The organism is Comamonas sp. wu1-DMT (genome assembly GCF_040187805.1).
Taxonomy (GTDB): domain Bacteria; phylum Pseudomonadota; class Gammaproteobacteria; order Burkholderiales; family Burkholderiaceae_C; genus Comamonas; species Comamonas thiooxydans.
This window is the reverse complement of record NZ_JBANEM010000011.1, coordinates 43672-63483: the sequence shown is the minus strand read 5'-3', so window position 1 is coordinate 63483 and position 19812 is coordinate 43672. Positions and strand designations below refer to the sequence as shown.

The window sequence follows — 19812 nt, the reverse complement described above, 5'->3', positions numbered from 1 at the left end:
CAAGTTGGTAGGTATCGCGCGGGCCCGGACTCAGGGGGCCATGCGCTCTGCGGCGGCCGATGTCATCACCGGAGCGGCATCCTCGTCGTCGAGTTCCCCGCGCTCGGCCGCTCGCCGGCGCTTGCGCTCAAGCGCACGCTGGGCACGCAGCTCGATCACGTAATAGAGATTGGGCAGCAGCAGCAGGGTAAGCAAGGTGGCGCTGGCCAGACCACAGACCACCACGGTGGCCAGCGGCCGCTGCACATCACTGCCCAGGCCCGTAGCAAGCATGGCCGGCATGAGACCGAAGGCTGCCACCGTGGCCGTCATCAGCACCGGACGCATACGGCTTGATGCCCCCTCGAGCACGGCATCGCGCAACTCCAGACCGTCCTCGCGACGCAGCCGGTTGATCTGCGAAACCATGAGCACGCCCGACAGCACGGCCACACCGAACAGCGCGATGAAACCCACGGCACTCGAGACATTGAGCGTCATGCCGCGCAGATGCAGTCCGGCAAAGCCGCCGATCATGGCCAGCGGCACCACGCCCAGCACCAGCAGCGGCTGGCGCAGATTGCCGAACTCGCCGAACAGCAGCACCAGCATGATGCCCAGCGTCAGTGGCAGGATGACCAGCAGCCGTGCCTCGGCACGCTGCAGGTTCTCGAACTGGCCGCCCCACTCGATATGGGTCTTCTGGTGGTCGTACTGGAGCTGGGCATCGAGAGCCTCATGCGCATCCTTGAGGAAGCCCGCGAGATCACGGCCGCGCACATTGAGCTTGACCAGAATGTGGCGCTCGCCGCCCTCGCGCACGATCACGCTCTGTCCCACCGTGGTGCTGATGCGCGCCACATCGGCCAACGGCACCTGGGCGCCATTGGCAGCGGCCAGACGCAGCGCGCCTATGGCTTCGGGGTCACTGCGAGTGCCGGGCGCGAAGCGCACCGTCATGTCGTAGCTGCGTTCACCCACGTAGAGCTGGCCTATGGAGGCCCCACCCACACCTGTGGAGATCAGCTGGGCCACATCGGCCGCGTTGATGCCGTAGCGCGCGGCTGCCGCACGGTCCAGGTCTATGCGCAGATTGGGCAGCGGCGGCTCGATGTCCACGGCCACATCGGCCGCACCGGGCACCTTGGACAGAATGCCCACCATCTCGTCGGCCACGCGCCGGTCCTCGCCCAGGTCCTGGCCGTAGACCTTCACGGTCAGGTCGCTGTGCGCCCCCGAGAGCTTGTCCTGCACGCCGTCGATCATGGGCTGCATGAAGCCCACGGTATAGCCAGGCATCCTCTCGAAGTGCTCAGCCATCTTGGCAATCAGTTGCTGCTTGTTCAGGCCCGACTTCCATTGATCGTAAGGATGCAGGCCCACGCTGGCCTCGATGTGCGAAGGCGTCCAGTAATCGGTGCCGTCGTCGTTGCGTCCAGTCTGGGTCACGACATAGGACACCTCGGGGAACTCCAGCGTGGCCCGACGCAGCTCGTCGGCCATGTCGCGGGCTTTGTCCAGCGTGATGCCGGGAGGCATCTGCACCTGCAGCCAGATCGAGCCCTCGTCCAGATAAGGCAGGAAGTCGCGGCCTATGGTGCCGGCCAGCAGCACCAGCGCCACCATCGCCGCCGCCACGGCCCCTACCAGCCAACGCATCTTCCCCACAGCGTCGCTGAGAAAGCGGTCATAGCGCTCGCCCAGGAAGTAGAGCACGGGGTTGTGGAAGATCTTGCGCGGACGGCGAAAGGCCATCCAGGCCAGGCCCGGCGTGAGCAGCAGCGCCACGGCCAGCGCTCCCACCAGGGCCGCCCCCACGGCACTGGCCATGGGCGAGAACAGCTTGTACTCGATGCGCTCGAAACCGAACAGCGGCAGATAGGCAGCGGCGATCACGCACATGCCGAAGAAGATGGGGCGCGCCACCTGCAGCGTGGCCGAGATGGCATCGCGCGGCGTCAAGGGCTTGTCCTTCTGGGCCTCGCGGCGGCGCAGAATGTTCTCGACCACGACCACAGCACCGTCCACCAAAATACCGAAATCTATGGCTCCCAGCGACAGCAGATTTGCCGGGATCCTGGCGTGATGCATGAAGACGAAGGCCAGCAGCAGCGCCATGGGAATCGTCAGCGCCACGATCAGCGCCGCGCGCGGGCTGCCGAGGAACAGCAGCAGCACCAGGGTCACGACGATCATGCCTTCGGCCAGGGTCTTGCCCACGGTATGCGTGGTGCGCTCGATCAGCGTGGTGCGGTCCAGATAGGGCACGACCTTGACGTCGGGCGGCAGCAGCTTCTCGTTGAGCTCCTTCACTGCGGCATGGATGCCTGCCAGCGCCTTGGAGGGGTTCGCGTCCTTGAGCAGCAGCACGATGCCTTCCAGCGTGTCGGAGTTGTCGTCCTTGCCCAGAATGCCGCGGCGCTCCACATTGCCATAGGTCAGGCGCCCCAGGTCCTTGACCAGAATCGGCGTGCCGTTGTCCGAGGTCTTGACCACCACATTGCCCATGTCGTCGAGCGATCTCAGCAGGCCCACGCCGCGCACCACATAAGAGACTTCGCCACGGTCTATGACGCTGCCGCCGCCGCTGGCGTTGTTGGCATTGAGGGCCTCGATCACCTGGGACAGGGTCAGCCCGTACTGCAGCAGGCGCGCGGGGTCGAGTTCGAGCATGAACTGCGTGGTCAGGCCGCCAAAATTCGTCACGTCCACCACGGACTGTGCTTTCTTGAGGCGCGGAATCACCACCCACTGCTGCAGCTCGGACAACTCGCGCAGGCTGTGTGTGGGGCTTTCCAGCGTATAGCGGTAGACCTCGCCCGTGGGCGAGCTGTAGGGGTCGAGCGCGGCGCGCGCGCCATAGGGAAGATCGACCTCGTCCATGCGCTCCTTGAGGCGCTGGCGCGCCCAGTAGCCATCGACCCCATCCTCGAACACCACGGTGATCAGCGACAGGCCGAACAGACTGCGCGAACGCAGCACATGCATGGCCGGTGTGGCCAGCAGCGCACGCTCCAGCGGAATCGTGATCTGCTGCTCGATTTCCTCGGCCGCCAGACCCGGCACCTGGGTGACGATCTGCGAGGTCACATCGGCGATGTCGGGATAGGCCTCGAGCGGCAGCTGCTTCCAGCTGAACCCGCCATACAGGGCTGCAAAGATGAAGATCAGCCACACCACGCCGCGACGTGCAAAACTGAGATTGACGATGCGCTCTATCATTGCAGCAGCACTCCACCGTTGACGACGATGCGCTCGCCGGCCGCCAGGCCCGAGCGGATCTCCACCTTGCCATCCTGTTGCACGCCGACCTGCACGTCGCGTGGCTCAAAGCGGGCGCCCTTGTCCGTGCGCCCCTTGTCTACGAACACCCGTGAGCTCACATTGCCCTGGAGCAGCGCCGTGGTCGGCACCATGAGGGCGTCACGACCCGGTCCGTCGAAGCTCACGCGCGCAAACATACCCGGGCGCAACCGCCCTTCGCGGTTGTCCACGGCCACGCGCACCTTGACGCTGCGCGTGGCGGCATCAACGATCTCACCCACGTATTGCACACGGCCTTCGAGCTTGAGGTCGGGATAAGCGGTCAGCGCGATATGCGCTTGCTGGCCCACATCCACATGGGCTAGGTCGCGCTCGGGCACGCTGGCGCTGAGCCAGACCTTGCTGAGATCGGCCACGGTCATCACCGAGGCATTCACGTCGTTCCAATAGCCGCCCTGCGAGCCCGCCATTTCCACCACGCGTCCGCTGATCGGCGACTTGATCACATAGCTGCCGCGCGAGCTGGCCTGCACATCGGCACCAAGCTGAGCCAGGCGGTCGCTCGCAGCGCGCGCATCGGCGCTGGCTGCGGCCAGCGCCTGCTGCGCGGCCTCGTAGTCCTTGCGCGCCGCGATCTCGGCATCAAACAATAGCTTCTGACGGTCGAACTCCTGACGCGCCAGCAGCAGCGCGGACTGGGCCTTGGCATTGTCCGCCCGAGCGACCGAGATATCGGAGGAGTCCATGGTGATCAAGGCCTCGCCGACCTTGACCGGGTCGCCGAGCTGTCGATGCAGATGCACCAGCCGGCCCGCGACCGGAGGCGTGATCTTGACCATCTTTTCAGGCTCGGCCTCGATATTCGCCGGCGCCGAGATCAGGGTTTGGACCTGCTCCTGGGTGGCCTGTGCCAGCTTCAGCTGCGCCAGCACTGGAGATTGCGACGGCACCACGACCAGATTGCCTTCGCGGCGCAGCGCAGTCCGGCTATCGGCAGCAGCGGCCGGCGTCTGTTTGTCGCCGTTGCAGGCAGCGAGTGCCAGGCACAACAGCAGGCAGGCAGGCCCCACGGGACTGCAGGAGTTCAGGGCTTGTTTCATAAGCAGCAAACAATGGCATCGATATGGCCAGGGCAGGTCCCGGCCCAGGATTGATCCTGTCTCGCCCTCGCAACTTCTTGAATACAGAAGCAGCTTTGCAGCAGGACAGAGAAGCGGGAGAGCATGAGGAAGCCGCGCGCCATAGCGCCGTCAAGGAATGGGCATCCAAAGGTAGCTTCTTCATGCGATGGGCGGCAAAGCATGCCGCCGTGGCGCCAGGGTCTGGTGCCCTGATCCCCGCCTTTGATTATCAAACCCGCCAGTCGACAAAGCGAGCCTGCCTTGGGAAGAGAGGCTTGGCTTTTGGTTGGCCCCAGCTATACCTTCGTATAGCTAACTCGTCATATGCCTGAAACAGAACAGGCCACCTTTGCAGGTGGCCCGTCACGAACATGGACATCCGGAGTCAACCGCTGACTTGCGCTCAATCAACCGTGAGCCCGAGCTGCGCGGTCACGGCCGCATAGCGCTCGATATCGGCTGCGATGAGCTTGCCGAACTGGGCGGTAGACTCCCCGGCCGGGGTATAGCCCTGCTCGCGCAGCGCCTGCTGCATCTCTGGCTCGGCCAGTATTTGCGTCAGCATCTGGTGCAGACGGGCGATCACAGGCTCCGGCGTGGCAGCCGGCGCCAGCAAGCCATGCCACTGCTCTACGGCAAAACCAGCCAGGCCCTGCTCGGCCATCGTGGGGACATCGGGCAAGGATGCGACGCGGGCCGGCGCCGTGACAGCGATGGCCCGCACGCGGCCTGCAGCTATCAGGGGCGCGGCGCTGCTGACCGTGACCACGGCCACAGGTAGCTGTGTTGCGGCTACTGCAGTGATGGCCGGGCCGCAACCCTTGTAAGGCACATGCTGGAGGCTTGCATGGGCGGCCTGAGCCAGCATCTCACCCGCCATATGCTGGGGCGTTCCGTTGCCGCAGGAGGCAAATGGCAAAGGCTGGCCAACGCTCGCTCCGGCCAGCGCATCGTGCAGATTGCGCACGCTGCTTTGGCTGGGAACCACCAGCACCGAAGCGATGCTGCCGACGTTGAACACAGCCTTGAAGTCCCGGCGTGGGTCGAAGTCCAGATGCCGGTAGACGCCGGGATTGATGGCAAACGAGCTGTTGGCCATGAGCAGCGTAGCGCCGTCGGGGGCTGCCTCGGCCACTGCGCTCGCTCCGATATTGCCGCTGGCGCCGGGCCGGTTCTCCACTACTACGGACTGGCCCAAACGCTGCTGCATGGCCGCGCCCAGGCGACGCGCCAGCAGGTCCGTGCCACCGCCTGGCGGAAAGGTCACAACGATGGTGATGGGCTTTTCAAGGCGCACGGCAGCCGCACCCGTGCGTGCCAGCCATAGCCCGGCAGCCGCACTGACCAGCGTTGCGGCCGCCAGAATCCAGGCTCCGCGCGCCCTAACAAACTGCTGTGTGATGGGCATAAGCGCTTTTCCTATTGATTTCCAGCGTCCACAAAACTGGCGCAACCCGGGCCAGGGGTTCCAAGCAAGGGCCGCCCCGCAGCAATGGCGCCGTCCCCCTTCCAGGGGGAAGCCGCGCAGCGGCTCAGGGGGGTATCTCATTTCAAGCGTCCAAGCCTATATCGAGCACGCGCGCGCTGTGCGTGAGCCAGCCCACGGCAATCTGGTCCACGCCCGTGGCAGCCACGGCAGCTGCGGTTTCGGGGGTAATACGCCCCGAGGCTTCGGTGATGGCCCGGCCCTTGCACATGCCGACCGCAGTGCGCAAATCATCCAGACCCATATTGTCCAGCAGCACTACATCCACGCCCAGTTGCAGCGCCACATCCAGCTGGGCCAGCGTATCCACTTCCAGCTCGATCTTGACCATATGTCCCACGCCGGCACGAGCACGCCCCACAGCCGTGGCGACATCGCCGGCCAGCGCAATGTGGTTGTCCTTGATGAGTACGGCGTCGTCCAGGCCAAAACGGTGGTTGCTGCCGCCACCGACACGCACGGCGTACTTCTGCAAGGCTCGCAGGCCCGGCATGGTCTTGCGCGTACAGGTCACTCGGGTGCCGAAGGGCTTGATGGCCTCTGCAATCGAATGCGTGGCGCTGGCCACGCCGCTGAGATGGCAAAGGTAGTTGAGCGCCGTACGCTCGGCCGTGAGAATGGCTCGGCTTTTGCCACGAATGCGGGCGATCTCCATGCCTGGCTGCAGCAGCGTGCCGTCTGCGCAGCGGACGTCAAACTCCATGCGAGCATCCATCAGCACAAAGGCCAGACGAGCCAGATCAAGTCCGGCCAAGATGCCATCCTGCCTGGCCACCAGACGCAACTCGCCCATCGCATCGGCAGGAACAATGGTGTCGGTGGTCAAGTCTGCGGCGCGTCCCAGATCTTCCAGCAAGGCCATGCGTACCAGCGGCTCCAGCATTACATCGGGCAGGGATGGGACGGGCAAGGCTGCAATTTTATTAATGCTCATTTTGAGTATTTTTAGTTCAATAAAAAACGCAAAGACTTCCAGATCGCTTTCAGGCCTTACGCAAACGGACTTATGCTAAGTCTGAGCATTATTTAAGTCAAGCCGCTTCCGCAGTTAAAACAGTCCTCCATCCCAAGAGTGGTTCAGGGGCTAATGACTTCTTGCCAGCGGCAGCTTGTTGCCAGCAATGGCGCGCTCCAGCATTACATTGCGTCGGAAGCGGAACAGCTTGGCCGGGCGGCCCGCACCTACGGCCGTCATCTGGCCTGTTTCCTCAACCAGCGCCTGCTGCTCGATCAGGCGCCGGAAGTTCTGCTTGTGCAAGCCGCGCCCCGCCAATGCCTCCACCGTCTGTTGCAACTGCAGCAGCGAGAATTCCTCGGGCATCAGCTCAAACACCACGGGCCGGTATTTGATCTTGGCGCGCAAACGGGCCATGCCGGTAGCCAGAATGCGGCGGTGATCATTACTCATGGCGGCACCGGGCAGCAATTCGGCCGCGCGTGCTTCATCGCCCTCGCCCCCGGCTTCGGGCACCACACCTGCCTCAAACAGCAGCTCGTAGCGCTGCAGAACCAGCTCCTCGTTCCATTCGTGCTCATCAAGGCCAAAAGTCATTGAAGCTCTTTGCCAGCGTGCGCTTCTAGCTACACTATCTGAAGCAGCTTCGCTCCAGGCATGCAGCGCTGGCGCAATGCGCTCGGCAATCACGCCGGGCATCCCGTCGCGCCAGTCCTCCCAGGGAAAGTAGCGGTACCAGTCCTGCCAGCCCGGCTGTGCGGCACCGACCTCATCCAGTTCCTGAGTCAGCGCCAGATAGCTGATGGAGATGACATGCATGCCCAGCTGCTGCGAGCGCTCCCGGTCTGCGAAGGTGTAGAGCTGCTCCACAAAGCCCAGAGGATGGTGGGTCTGTTTCTCCACCCAGGCACGCAAGCTGGCCTGCAGCGAGCGGTGGTTGCTGGTAAAAGGCCCGGCAGGCAAGGCTCGCCCGGACCCGGTGGTCAGGATACGGGGCTGGCCACCCGTGACGGCAACCAGCACTGCCACCAGATCGGCCTGCACGGAATGCAGTTCGGAATTGTTCAAACCACTCAAAAGCTATGAAGACGAGGACAGGGAGGAATAGCAAATTCTACGGTGAGGCAGCCCCTGTCCACGGCTTATCCAGACTCTTCCCCGAAAAGGTCAAGGAATCGCCCTGCGCCAGCAACTCGGGCGCTTGCACCAAAGGCATGTTCATCGACCCCGTGGCGATGGCCACCTGATTGCGCCCCCTATGCTTGGCCCTGTAGAGCGCCGCATCTGCGCGCTTGAGCAGATCGTCCTCGGTTTCGCCTGGCTCCCAGAGCCCAACCCCTAAAGAAATGGTGAAACGCCCCACCTCGGGATCTGCGCATTCCGCCACGGCACAGCGAATGCGCTCTGCCAGTCCTGCGGCCACACCGAGGCTGGCATCCGAGAGGACGATCAGGAACTCCTCCCCGCCCCAGCGCACGGCATGGTCATAGCGACGAACCTTGCCGGAAAGCACATGTGCCACCATCTTGAGCACGCGATCTCCGGCGACATGGCCAAAGCGGTCGTTGACCTGCTTGAAAAGATCGATATCGCCCAATATCACGCCATAAGGCCGCAGCTGATTCTGAGCCTGGAGCTGGTTGCGCTTGAGTTCGGTCTCGCCTGCATGGCGGTTGAGCAAGCCCGTCAGCTTGTCGCGGTTTGCGCGCTCGCGCAACTCCATCTCTCGCTGCACCATGCGGCTGATGTCCTTGGATGCCCCTACATAGTGGCTGATCTGCCCTGACTCGTCGCGCAGAGCTGCAATGCTTTGCTCGGCGTAGTACACGCCGCCGCTTTTGTGACGGTTGATGAAGGTGGCGCGAAAATTGTGGCCAAGACTCAATGCTTCCTGCAACTGGGCATAGAACTCCGGCTCATGCAGGCCCGAGCGCAGCATCTCGGTGGGCTGGCCCAGCAGTTCCGCCGCGCTATAGCCCGTGAGAGCTTCAAAAGCCTGGTTGACAAAGACGATGGTGGAGTCGCGATCCGTGATCAAGATGCCGTCATTGGTCGCATTCAATGCCCTGGCGAGCAGCGCGCGCTCCTGCTCGGCCTGCACACGCTCCGAAATATCGCGCTGCACCGCCACAAAGTGCCGAATGACGCCCTTCTCATCACGCACGGGGGAAATATTCCACTCCACGTGGTAGGTGCTGCCGTCCTTGCGGTAGTTCACCACACTGCCCTGAAATGGCAGGCCTTGCTCCAGAGACTCATGCAAACGCTGCAACACCAGTTGATCCGTCAGCGGCCCCTGCAACATGCGCGGCGAGCGGCCCAGAAGCTCTGCTTCGGTGTATCCGGTCATCTCGCACATGGCTGCATTGCAGTACTCGATGACAGCCCCCTCTCCATCCAACCTGGCATCGGTAATCATCACTGCGCAAAAGGACTGAGCCATGGCGATCTCCAGCAACTGGCCGGTGATCGTTCGCTTTGCGATGGCATTGGCACGAATCATGTTTGAACCTCGAGCGCGCTTGCAGTCGTGAAGGCTCATTATTCGTTACTTTGCGTCACTTGCGTATACCAAAAACATCAGCATCTCAGCTTGCCCACGCCAAGCTGCCCTCGGCTGTGCAGCCACTAGGCCATAAACCGGAAATTTCCGGGCTTTTCCCGTTGGCTGAGCTGCCCGCTTCCCTTCCCGCGCTCATTACCCATGGTCAGGGACATCGATAGCTCAAACCACGCATATCCGATACCTGCATGGCACGAATACTGAACACCGCCTCGGGATGCAATCGGATGGATGGCAGCTGCCAGCTTCTGGCCGACCGTAATGGGAACACAGGGCAGCCCCCTAACACCTGGTTTTGCATTGCCGAAGCCACCGAGCGGCAAACCGGGGGGAAGGCTGCAACTCCAGTGGCGTGCCACAGTCATTTCCATGATTCCTGGAAGCAATCATCAATGGAAAGAAAGCATGGTTGCCGGCTTCAAGGGCAAGACCGTTCTGGTGACCGGCAGTGGCTCCGGCATAGGCCGGGGCACGCATCGTGACTGCCGAAATCCAGCTCTAGCGCGAATGATCATCTCCCGGCCTCCCAGGCTTTTCAGCGGGAGTTTTCGACATGTGACGACCGAGAACATACGGGTCTTTATAGAATCGGGCATGGATATCGACAAGATCAAGGGCCGTCTGGCCTTTCTGCAAGAAGCGGAAAAGCTCAAGAGCGTGCTCCGAAGCGCACACACGTCGACAGGCAGGACGGAGAGTACCGCCGAACATACTTGGCGCCTGTGCCTGATGGCGATGACATTCGAGGACGAGCTGGCCGGCATGGACATGCTCAAGCTGCTGAAAATGTGCCTTGTGCATGATTTGGGCGAAGCGATTCACGGAGACATTCCTGCCATCGAAAAAGACCAGCACCCTGACAAAAGCGAGCAGGAAAAGGCCGACCTGCTGCATCTCACACGCTCTCTCGATAAGTCGCACCAAGCCGAGATCCTCTCGCTTTGGCAGGAGTATGAGGATGCCGCATCGCCCGAAGCCAAAGCCGTAAAGGCACTGGACAAGCTGGAGACCATTCTTCAGCACAACCAGGGAGCCAACCCGGCCGACTTCGACTACGGATTCAATCTGACCTACGGTCAGAAGCACACCAGCGCCGAACCTCTGTTTTCATTGATGCGCAGGATCCTCGACGAAGGCACACGCCAGAGAATGGCCGAAGCCTCCCGCAATCCTGGCCAGTCGCTCTAGGCCACCGTCAAGCGACTGCCGGCAAGGCATTTCTTGTCTGAGAGTGAGTGTTGCAAAGCAGCCCTTGGTCGTCGCAATCGAGCTGCTGCATCGTGCTCGGGTGAGCAGCAGCGTACGGGAATCGACAATCACAGCAGTTGGAATGGTTCGACTGCTCCCCAAAACCTGACTCTTCGATTTTTCATACGGCCTCAGTCGAGCACAGTCGCGGCTTTGGGCCAGAAGCTTGCGGCCGCAAACCTCAGCCTCTGGACAGATATGCAGCGGCAGCATCGAATCGAAACATCAAGCAGCACTCCTACCTGGCAAACGCATGATCTTTGGGGGCTTCGAGCCTTCAGTCGAAGTGAAGACCTGAGGCTAGCCTTCGGGCCGACCGCTGCCCGTGACCCGCTCAAGCATGCCGGTCATCTCCTTGCGCAAACTTGGCCAGTCAAGCGCAGCACTCGCAGCTTGCCTGCCGAAAGCATGCCGCCTGCGTCTGGCGAAGATGTCGCATAGCTTAGCGGGGAGCCTGTGATTCGGAGATTGCATTGCTGGCCGCCGAATCAAGGCAGACCTGGCTTTTCGCAGGTGTCTCAACACTCGGTTCACCGGAATGCCAGAAGGCTCTCACAGAATCGAGCATGGCGGGCTTTCGCTGCGGCGGCGCTGCCCTGATGCTGCCGAGGCTGATGAATCCGGCCAGATACTCGGTGGACTCGACCCCCAGCTCAGAGCAAAGCAAAACGTCGAAGCAGCGCTCTCCGCTGAGCATGATGGCACCAAAGCCGAGTTGATGCGCGGCATTCAGCAGGTTGCCCAGCGCTGAGCCGGCTGCCAGCCATTGTTCACGCTCCGGCACCCGCATGCGCAGCTTGGGCGAAATGATGAAAGCGAGCAAAGTCGGGCTGCGTGTAGCGTGCTCACGCGCACGCCTGAGGTCCTCACTGGAGGCGAGAGGGTCGCGGCGCAATTTCTCCTGTTCGAATAAATCTGCCAGGCGCGCTCGAGAATCCGCGGGAAACACCAGTACACGCCAAGGATGCAGACCACCATGATCTGGTGCTCTCAACGCCGCCTCGATCATCAGGTCAATCTCCTGGCTATCCGCTCCAGGTGCCTCAAGTCGCTTCGGTGAGACGGAGCGTCGATCCAGAAGAGGGGCAATTGCCTTTCTGCTGTTCGAAACCGCAAATACATGCTTGAGGGTGGAAATGGCCTCCGACAAGCCTTGAGCCCAGACAACGACCTTCTCGCCTTCAGTCGTGAACCCTTGAAAGACTGTCCCGGTTTTCACAAGGGAACAGCCGTACTCGCGTTCGGCTTCTGCCACAGCTTTCTTCAACTGCGCTTGAGAGATTTGGCATGCAATTGCTGCTGCCGCCCAGTCCTGCTCCCGATGGAGGGCCAGAAGGTAGGAAATGTGATCTTGCTTCACTAAAGCCCTCTACTAAACATGATCGTCGCGAAGTACGAACACGGCATTGGTTATTCGAACCAGCTTATGAACGGTGATCTGGGCAAGCCATGTTCGTCATGTCTTTGCACATAAAGCGCACATCTTCGTGAATCAATGTCTTCCCTTGCAAAGCTGCGCGCCTGCTTGCGCAAATCTTTGAGGGGAAGATGTAGCGTTCAGTCTGCAGCCCCTGAATATCGAACCAAAGGACGCAGCATGGGTTTGAGCGGATCAGGCGTGTTGTCCAGCTCGGACAGGGCATCCGCCTGTTCATACAAAGCCGCAGTCACGCCTGGCGAGTACGCCTGGTGCAGGTTGGCCACTTCAAGGCGGGTATACAGAGCAGACGCGATAGCCTTGCGGTGCTCTGGCCGCTCGAGATGGAGCCCCCAGATTGACTCCTCCAACAGTATCTCCAGCACTTGCAGCCGCTCTTCAACGCTGAGCTTTTCGCTTCCCATATAGGTCTCAATTCACATAGGCACAAGAGTTCGGGAGGCCGTGGCAGGTGCAAGCAGGAGGAGCCACTGCGCGCCAACTAGACGAAGCCTGCCTTCGTTATATTCAAGTATATATTACGCAGAAATGAGCCACACGCTGAATATGGTGGGCGAAGATCTGCAGCACTGCTTGCTCATGCTTTGCGAGGAGCAGGCCAGCGTTTCTAGCGGAATTGATGCGACGCACTCAGCGCCCTGCTCCCGTGGTGATGGGGAGTCAATGAGCGATGAGCGTTAAGCGATGAAATTCGTACTTGAGCCTCAGCACGCAGTTCAATGCCATGAGAGATTCTTTGCACTACGCCACTGCGGGCCAGGCAGGATGCCGCAGCGTGCAGGGGCTTGTGCCGCCAGCCTGCCTAGCTGCTGTGGACCAAGGCGACCAGCTTGTCCAGATCTGCTTGACATGCCCTAAGAGCATGTTGCTCGATACGCCTATACAGAGCAATCACCAGATGCCCCGTTTCAGTGAGCTCCGTACCACCTCCATGAGAGCCTCCCGTCGATGTGATCACCGCCGGCTTATTCAGCGCATGATTGATTCCATCGACCAGCAACCAGGCCCGGCGGTAGGACATGCCCAGGGCTTTGGCGGCCGCAGCAATGGATTTGGTTTCGTTAATGGTCTCCAGGAGTTCGATTTTCCCAGGGCCGATGGCAATGATGTCACCGGCCATAACACGCATGCGCAGCTTCACTTGCGGTGAAGCGAGATTAGAGCGTGAAGGTGTATTGGACATGTGGTTTGAAAGCGCAGGATGTGAAGTTACTGAAGGCTCAGCGTAACCACGTCGCCTGGGCGGAACTATTCGGGCACAGCACGAATTATGACGATGGCTGAGGCCTCAAGTCCGAAGCATCAGCGTAGTCAACAGGCTCGGTTCATATGGTCTCAGTGCCAAGAACCGCTGAACATCGAGGCCGATTGCGCGGCAATAGGCCCTCGGCTCTTTTGCGTGAGCCCCGACTGCGTGCTTTGCCGCAAATCATTTGCTGTATGCGGCGACCGCTCGTGACTGCGCAGCCCCCCGGAGTCGTGGCTCGGCTGAGCGCTGTGAAACGATGGCCGAGATGACCGACAGGCCGCAATGTGACCATGAGCAGTTGCAATCGCGGCAAAGCAGTCTCCTTGCACATGACTGCATGGTGTCGATGTGCGACAACCGCAAAACCTGCCGTTGTTGTCAATCGACTGCTGCGCACACAGACATTAGCTTTAGCATTGGCATGGCTTGTAAACCCAATCCGCCTGCAATAGGCTTTGATACCTCCTGTCAACATCTGTGAAGTGCGCATGGCGGATCATCACAGCCCAATTCAGGAGGCTCGTCCCTGATGACGCGTGCGATGTCAGCGGCGGTGTGTATGGGTCGCGCGCAAGGAGACTCTGATGTCTCATTTCTCGTTCGCTCGCTCGGCCAGCCTCGTCGCGCTGGCAGTGATTCCTATGGCATCCTGGGCCATTCACGGCACCGAAGGTGTCGAGTGGGGAGCACCGCCTCCGGTTCTCGCCAAAGGAGCCAAATTCGCGGTACTCCTCGGTGATCCCAATCAACCCGGCCCCTATGTGGTGCGTCTGTCCGTGCCCGCCGGCTATCGCGTCTTGCCGCATTGGCACAGCCAAGCCGAGAACGTGACCGTCATCTCGGGCACGGTCATGATCGGAATGGGCGACAAGTGGGACTCGAAGGCACTCAAAGTCCAAAAAGCAGGCAGCTTCGGTTCGATTCCGGCTAAGACCAATCACTTCGCCATGTTCAAGGTTCCAACAGTGATCCAGATCCACGGGGAAGGCCCATTCGACCTGAACTACGTCGATCCGGCAGATGATCCGCAGAAGGCGCACAAGTAAACCCAGGTTGCACTCCCAGCGTGCTCTCGGCGGGGCCGCTGGCGTGTTCCCTCGTGCAGACCAAGCACATCAACAACAGCCATGGCAAATGGCATCGTTCCCGGTCAGCACCGTTGATACAAGGCATTTGACATTCTCATGATGTCAGGGTTGAGACTTGACTCACAACCTTGAAAGGAACATGTAATGACTGCTTTTCGTGTGACCGATATGACATGCGGTGGCTGCGCGGGGCGCATCAAACGATCAATTGTGGCCATGGATGACAAGGCCTGTATCGAGTTTGAGCTTAAGGAGCGAACCGTGCTTATCTCGGGAACCGCATCTGACGCCGAGTTTGCGGAAGCCATCCAGGATGCGGGGTATACGCCTGAGCTGATTGAACCGACCTCCGCCCTGGCAGGCAATGCAGGCCCAAATACTGCTTGATGCAAATACCGGGCAGCACATCCTGTGCGTTCATGCTGCGGTGGCGATGATGCACCCTCATGGGCTTCGACGACGGCTCGGGTAATGAGGAGACCGATTGAGCCAGGGGTCTCGCCAGAGCGATCGGTTCACCCTCCTGAAGTGCTGGTGCATCCAGCGTGCTCGTCACTTGCCGGAACTCCCGGCACTTCATACTGCGATTGCAACCCCGGTGATCCTCCATGGATGAAATGAAAGCGGCCTGAAAGGCCAGGCTTTCATTTTGGGAAGCAGGCGACAGCATGATCTGGGCATGGATACGGAATGCCACGAGCAGTATTCCGACCCATTGCCCAGTTTTTTCTCAAGGTGCCAGAACCAGATCCTTGGTCGTCACACTGTTGACGGTTGTCAGCGTCACGGCTGGCGCAGTGGTCTGAGTGGTGTAGCCGGCAGCGCCACCCAAGATGTTGTACTTGCCAGCGGCAGCGGTGTCTGCAGTGAAAACCAAAGGCCCGCTTGCGACGTATGGCGCTTTATTGGGAGCCCCCAGTGGAAGAGTCAAGCTGTAGTTTGCATTGGCGGGGTCAACCAAAGTCCATGCAACATCAAGCCTCTGACCTGCACTCAGCACCTGTTGGGCATTGATCTCGGCATCTGTCAAAGGCGTATTGGATGTGTTTGCCACCTTGCCCGCAACAGTCGCCGAAGCAGATGTCGGCAGCGGAATGGGGGCTGTCGATGCGTTGAGCGTGGTGGTACCAGCAGCGATCGAGACAGGAACGCCAGTCACTGCGGCGGTAGTCAGGTTCTGGCCTGCAACGACGACGGTGTAGTTGGTGTTCTCCGGAAGATATGCCAGTACGAACTTGCCTGTGGTGGCATTGGGCACGGTGGCGCGCAAATTGTTGTCCGTGTCACGCGTGGACACCACGATGCTGGAGGCCTGAGCAGGATCCACATAGCCCACAATTGCTGTAGTCAACCGCTTGATGACGGCCACCACGGGTTTGAGGTTGTAGTTGCCTGAGTTACCTGCCTTGACAATGGACTTGCAGGCATCGAAGTCCAGAACCATATCGGCGACCTGGCCGCCGGTGACATTGAAGTTGGCCTTCAGCTTGAAGCCGCTTTGTTGGCCGCTGGGAGTGGTCAGCGCGATCTCGTTGGTCGAGCCCGACAGCACCAGTGCATTGGCCAACGGATTGGCGGATGTCGGGTTGGAAGGATTGTCAGCCAGCACCAAGCGGACTTGCTGGTAGTTGCCAGCCGGTAGCGGTAGCGAACCCAATTCCTGCAGCACGCCATTAGTCAAACCGAGCAGGTCAATGCGCTGGGCAGGAATCGCCAGCTCGCTCCAGCCGGCATCCGTGGCACCTGCAGTAGCGCTCTGATGCACGCGGATTTTAGTGACCGTGACATAGACATGGTCGTAGCCACATGCCGGAGCGTCGGTCATGGCCAGCTTGAGCGTGCCTTGCTGTGGGTTGCTATCGCCACCGCCACCGCCGCCACATGCTGCCAGGCCGGCAGCAATCAAACCCAGACCCGTCCAGCACAAGGCCTTGGCAGACCGGAATCCATGCAAGTTGCTCATACCTTACCTTTTTGAAAACAAAGACAGCTCAATGCTAGGAGTGCCCTTGGATACAGTGTTACGACTCGTAGACCCCGCATTCGAGCCGGTCTATGTGCGGATCCAATCATGCTCTACCTTCGGTAACAAAGCCATTGAAACCAGCCTCCATATGCCACGGTCATCGCCGAAAATAGGGCATGGTCGAGGTGATTCAGGTATGGGAGCTAAGAAGGCTCGGATGCCAAGCCTGCATTGCCGCCATTGAGCAATCATTGATAGAGAAGTACAGACAAAAGCCATGCTGCGCAGCAAATTGGGAACACTGCTGGTGGTCAGTGCGGCACTTTCTTGTGCAGCAGGATTTGCCCTGGATGCCCAGGGCAGCATCGCGAACTTTGAGCTCTGGATAGCTTTGGCAATCCTGCTGCTCCTCAGCGGTGCAATCCTGATCGTCTTGGGACAGAACGACTAGCCCTTTGAGGCCGAACGACGCTGTTGCCAGCATCAATCGCGACCGCCAGTTCCAGGCCCTGAGCAAAAGAAATAGTGACGTCACCGAGATCTCGCCGATCATTCTCAAGGCACCCTGCAGCTCTCTGTGACATGCGGCAGATCCAAAGGATTCATATGAAGAAAGTGCTAACGCTGGTCGCGACAGCTTTGCTGCTCAGCGGCTGTGTCGTGTATCCGAACGGCTACTACGACGACGGATACAGAAAGCCTCACCCTCATGGGTGCCCACCCGGGCAAGCCAAAAAAGGCAACTGCTAGCACTGAGCCTCGCTGTGTTCAGCCCATATATTGCATGGAACAGTCGAATCTGCCAGCACCTGCAGACATGAATCCATCTACTTGAGCAAGTGACTTTGACGCCTTGATGCAGGCTGCTCACCATGCAGTTGCTTGCGCAGTGACGACTCAGACGTCAACGTGAGCACCCGAACTGGTCTTTCCGCCCAAACCCATCAGATCCGGCCACGGAAAGACTGCACAGGCCAAGCACTCACTGCAGCAACCACTCCGCAAGAATTCGATTCCCGATGCCGGCTTGGTATCCACTCTCACCAGTCAAGCATCGCCGGTCCGCTGAATGCGTCAGCTCGGCGCGAATGCAGACAGTCTGTTGCGTCGGCCAACTCCATGTAGATATTGACTCAACGCACGATCAAAACCGGCATCCGTGCCAAGCGCAAGACTTTGCAAGTCACAGACCCGAGCAGCACGGCTTCTGTTGCCGTTAGCCCGTGGGAGCCGATGCAAATACCGAAGCAGCCAAGAGATTCAGCCAAACCCACGATCGCGATTGCATCATCACCCATGACGACGTGAAGATGCCAGGGGATAAGGGTAGCTGATTCTGCGAGCGCTCGGCGCGCCCTGGCCGTGGCTGCCCAGCCGTATCGACCCAACTCTGTCTCCGCCGCCTCTTTGCTCAACCAGGGTTGCACATTCACGAGCTCAAGCATGCTGCCTTGCCCCATTGCCACCAAACGCGCACCAACGGCAACAGCACGCGAAGAGCATGCAGAGCCGTCCACTGCCACCAGCCAACGTTCGCCGCTGGTGTTTGCACCACTGCATTCGCCTTTCCACGTCAATGAAATCAGCCTGCCAAGGCTATCGCGCCGCTCGAGATCAGGCGCAGGCATCGCTGCATCGCTCATAGAACACTCCTTGAAGATTTTCGGCCTGAGAGCTTCACGCTAAGCAGCACGGAAATCAGGACAATCGAGCCAACAATGAGTAGCGACCAATGCACGGGCATATGAAACCAGGGCATCATCAGCATCTTGCCTCCGATATAGATCAGTACCAGAGCAAGGCCGTACTTGAGCAGGTGAAAGCGTTCGGCCATGTCGGCCAGCAGGAAGTACAGCGCCCTCAAACCCAGTATCGCGAAGATATTGGATGTGAAGACGATAAATGGGTCGGTGGTGACAGCGAAGATGGCCGGAATACTATCCACGGCAAAGACCAGGTCACTCGCTTCAATCATCAGAAGCACCAAGAACATTGGTGTTGCATAAAGCAATCCATCGATGCGTACGAAAAACGACTGGCCGTGAAAGCCTGACGCTATACGCATGTGGCAGCGCAACCAGCGTAGCAGTGGATTCTTTTCCAGATCGGGCTTTTGCTCGGCCATGATCAACATCTTGCCGCCCGTGACCACGAGCAGCAGCCCAAAAACGTAGAGCACCCACTCAAACTCGGAAACGAGCCAGATTCCGCCGAGAATCATTGCTGCCCGCATCACGATCGCTCCAAGAACCCCATACAGCAGCACGCGTCGCTGCAACTCTGCCGGCACAGCGAAGTAGGTAAAGATCATCACGAAGACGAACATGTTGTCTACCGACAATGCCTGCTCGATGAGGTAGCCGGTAAAGAATTCAAGTGCCTTGCGATTGGCAATTTCACGACCTGCGGTAGCGTCCAAATACCACCATAACAACGCGCCGAATGTGATGGCAAGAGCCATCCAGGTGGCAGTCCAGCTTGCGGCCTCCTTGGCCGATACGCGGTGAGCCTTGTTTCCTCCGAGGACAAATAGATCCAGGCCCAGCATGATGAGCACAAAGACAATGAAGCCTATCCACATCGGGCCGGTTGCCAAAGTTTCGATGTTGTGCATGAAATGGCCCCAAGCGTTTGCTTCTTTTGCCTTGAGATACTGCTTGCACCATGGACCGCTGACATGCCCCGGCCAACCGCAGAGACAAGGCGAAGCAACGGTGTAGCAAGGGCAGTGCGAGCGGCTCTCAACGTCGCTGTCGAGCTCTTAACTGGAAGCCATCCATAGAGCCACAATGCCCGCTCCGGCACCGACTCCCGCTGGAATACCAATGCGCTCCAGTTTCGAGGCAGGCCCACCCGGGATCACCTCTACAGGCACGCTGGTTCGCTCCAGCACCTGATTCGTCACTGAATTCTCGATAAGACGCACCAAGGAGCTCTTGCGTGCCGTACTCATGACAATCAGGTCGCAATGGAGCCTGCGCGCGACATCCACAATGCAGTCGACCTTGTTCCCGACTTCCGAGTGGACAGCATATGGAATCCCGGCGGCATCCAGCATTCGTCGAGTGGTCAAGAGCGCCGACTCCGTCTGCTCGTGGTGAAACTCCATCCTGTCACTCCTGCTTGAGTAATCGGTGATGAGTTTCGAGAATGGCGGCTGCACGTTCAGGAGATGAATCTCCAGATCTTCGCTCTTCCTGAACTCGTCGATCACGTGACGTATTGCAAACAACGAATTGGCTGATCCGTCTGACGGGACAAGAACTCTCAGCATGGTGCTTCTCCTTTGAGGTGAGCTGCTTGGTGCAGTGACTCACCTGAGTGAATCCTCGTTCAAAGACCGCTTGCGCCTTCTGATTCGAAGGTTCTCTGCCGAGCACTTCTCCTGGCCCTGGACAACACCAACGATAGCGATGCAGCAATTTAATAAAAGCAGATAATTCGGAAGCAATAGC

The 19812-nt window shown here is 59.7% G+C and carries 17 protein-coding genes; 4 read left to right on the top strand and 13 right to left on the bottom strand.

The features are described from left to right. Positions 1-30: 30 nt before the first annotated feature. The 6 genes from V8Z78_RS16310 to V8Z78_RS16285 all read right to left on the bottom strand — a co-directional run bounded on the left by V8Z78_RS16310 (position 31) and on the right by V8Z78_RS16285 (position 9308). Positions 31-3201, bottom strand: coding sequence for an efflux RND transporter permease subunit (locus V8Z78_RS16310; protein ID WP_314352918.1), 3171 nt, complete (start codon positions 3199-3201; stop codon positions 31-33). After that, positions 3198-4343: an efflux RND transporter periplasmic adaptor subunit gene (locus V8Z78_RS16305; RefSeq protein ID WP_280030845.1), complete on the bottom strand. Its 1146-nt coding sequence runs from the start codon at positions 4341-4343 to the stop codon at positions 3198-3200. The genes V8Z78_RS16310 and V8Z78_RS16305 overlap by 4 nt, the downstream gene beginning before the upstream one ends. A gap of 424 nt (positions 4344-4767) precedes the next feature. Next, a complete protein-coding gene (locus tag V8Z78_RS16300) occupies positions 4768-5772 on the bottom strand; it encodes a tripartite tricarboxylate transporter substrate binding protein (protein WP_057093485.1) in 1005 nt (334 codons plus the stop codon). Between the two features lie 142 nt (positions 5773-5914). Next, complete coding sequence (gene nadC / locus V8Z78_RS16295; protein WP_034378190.1) at positions 5915-6784, bottom strand: carboxylating nicotinate-nucleotide diphosphorylase; 870 nt, start codon at positions 6782-6784, stop codon at positions 5915-5917. A 150-nt stretch (positions 6785-6934) separates the two neighbouring features. Continuing rightward, on the bottom strand, positions 6935-7873 hold the full coding sequence (locus tag V8Z78_RS16290; RefSeq protein ID WP_349731727.1) for an NUDIX hydrolase: 939 nt from the start codon (positions 7871-7873) through the stop codon (positions 6935-6937). Positions 7874-7919: 46 nt separating this feature from the next. After that, on the bottom strand, positions 7920-9308 hold the full coding sequence (locus V8Z78_RS16285; protein WP_349731726.1) for a sensor domain-containing diguanylate cyclase: 1389 nt from the start codon (positions 9306-9308) through the stop codon (positions 7920-7922). 654 nt (positions 9309-9962) lie between these two features. On the opposite strand from V8Z78_RS16285, the gene V8Z78_RS16280 reads away from it, so the two are divergent. After that, entirely contained in the window at positions 9963-10556 is a 594-nt protein-coding gene (locus V8Z78_RS16280) for an HD domain-containing protein (protein ID WP_034363595.1), read from the top strand. 502 nt (positions 10557-11058) lie between these two features. Here V8Z78_RS16280 and V8Z78_RS16275 read toward each other — a convergent pair. The 3 genes from V8Z78_RS16275 to V8Z78_RS16265 all read right to left on the bottom strand — a co-directional run bounded on the left by V8Z78_RS16275 (position 11059) and on the right by V8Z78_RS16265 (position 13174). After that, the gene (locus tag V8Z78_RS16275) at positions 11059-11976 is read right to left on the bottom strand and encodes a nitroreductase family protein (RefSeq protein WP_349731725.1); all 918 of its coding nucleotides are present in this window, start codon (positions 11974-11976) and stop codon (positions 11059-11061) included. Positions 11977-12173: 197 nt separating this feature from the next. After that, complete coding sequence (locus V8Z78_RS16270; RefSeq protein WP_003071094.1) at positions 12174-12458, bottom strand: hypothetical protein; 285 nt, start codon at positions 12456-12458, stop codon at positions 12174-12176. 398 nt (positions 12459-12856) lie between these two features. Further along, positions 12857-13174 carry a winged helix-turn-helix domain-containing protein gene (locus V8Z78_RS16265; protein ID WP_280040505.1) on the bottom strand — a complete coding sequence of 106 codons (318 nt, stop codon included), beginning with the start codon at positions 13172-13174 and terminating at the stop codon, positions 12857-12859. A gap of 713 nt (positions 13175-13887) precedes the next feature. Between V8Z78_RS16265 and V8Z78_RS16260 the strand changes: the two genes are divergently transcribed. Both V8Z78_RS16260 and V8Z78_RS16255 read left to right on the top strand, forming a co-directional pair. Further along, positions 13888-14349, top strand: a complete 462-nt coding sequence (locus V8Z78_RS16260) for a cupin domain-containing protein (RefSeq protein ID WP_039049792.1) — start codon at positions 13888-13890, stop codon at positions 14347-14349. A gap of 186 nt (positions 14350-14535) precedes the next feature. Then, entirely contained in the window at positions 14536-14778 is a 243-nt protein-coding gene (locus V8Z78_RS16255) for a heavy-metal-associated domain-containing protein (RefSeq protein ID WP_349731724.1), read from the top strand. A 343-nt stretch (positions 14779-15121) separates the two neighbouring features. Here the strand turns inward: V8Z78_RS16255 and V8Z78_RS16250 are convergent, their stop codons facing one another. Continuing rightward, positions 15122-16354 carry a DUF4382 domain-containing protein gene (locus tag V8Z78_RS16250; RefSeq protein WP_349731723.1) on the bottom strand — a complete coding sequence of 411 codons (1233 nt, stop codon included), beginning with the start codon at positions 16352-16354 and terminating at the stop codon, positions 15122-15124. A gap of 280 nt (positions 16355-16634) precedes the next feature. Between V8Z78_RS16250 and V8Z78_RS16245 the strand changes: the two genes are divergently transcribed. Continuing rightward, positions 16635-16808 (top strand): hypothetical protein, encoded by a 174-nt coding sequence (locus tag V8Z78_RS16245; protein WP_349731722.1) that lies wholly within the window; start codon positions 16635-16637, stop codon positions 16806-16808. Between the two features lie 682 nt (positions 16809-17490). Here V8Z78_RS16245 and V8Z78_RS16240 read toward each other — a convergent pair. The 3 genes from V8Z78_RS16240 to V8Z78_RS16230 form a co-directional block, all read right to left on the bottom strand. After that, positions 17491-18000, bottom strand: a complete 510-nt coding sequence (locus tag V8Z78_RS16240) for a universal stress protein (protein WP_349731721.1) — start codon at positions 17998-18000, stop codon at positions 17491-17493. Further along, positions 17997-18971 carry a TerC family protein gene (locus tag V8Z78_RS16235; RefSeq protein ID WP_349731720.1) on the bottom strand — a complete coding sequence of 325 codons (975 nt, stop codon included), beginning with the start codon at positions 18969-18971 and terminating at the stop codon, positions 17997-17999. Before V8Z78_RS16235 ends, V8Z78_RS16240 begins: the two co-directional genes overlap by 4 nt. A gap of 147 nt (positions 18972-19118) precedes the next feature. Further along, on the bottom strand, positions 19119-19631 hold the full coding sequence (locus V8Z78_RS16230; RefSeq protein WP_003071068.1) for a universal stress protein: 513 nt from the start codon (positions 19629-19631) through the stop codon (positions 19119-19121). Between the last annotated feature and the right edge of the window lie 181 nt (positions 19632-19812).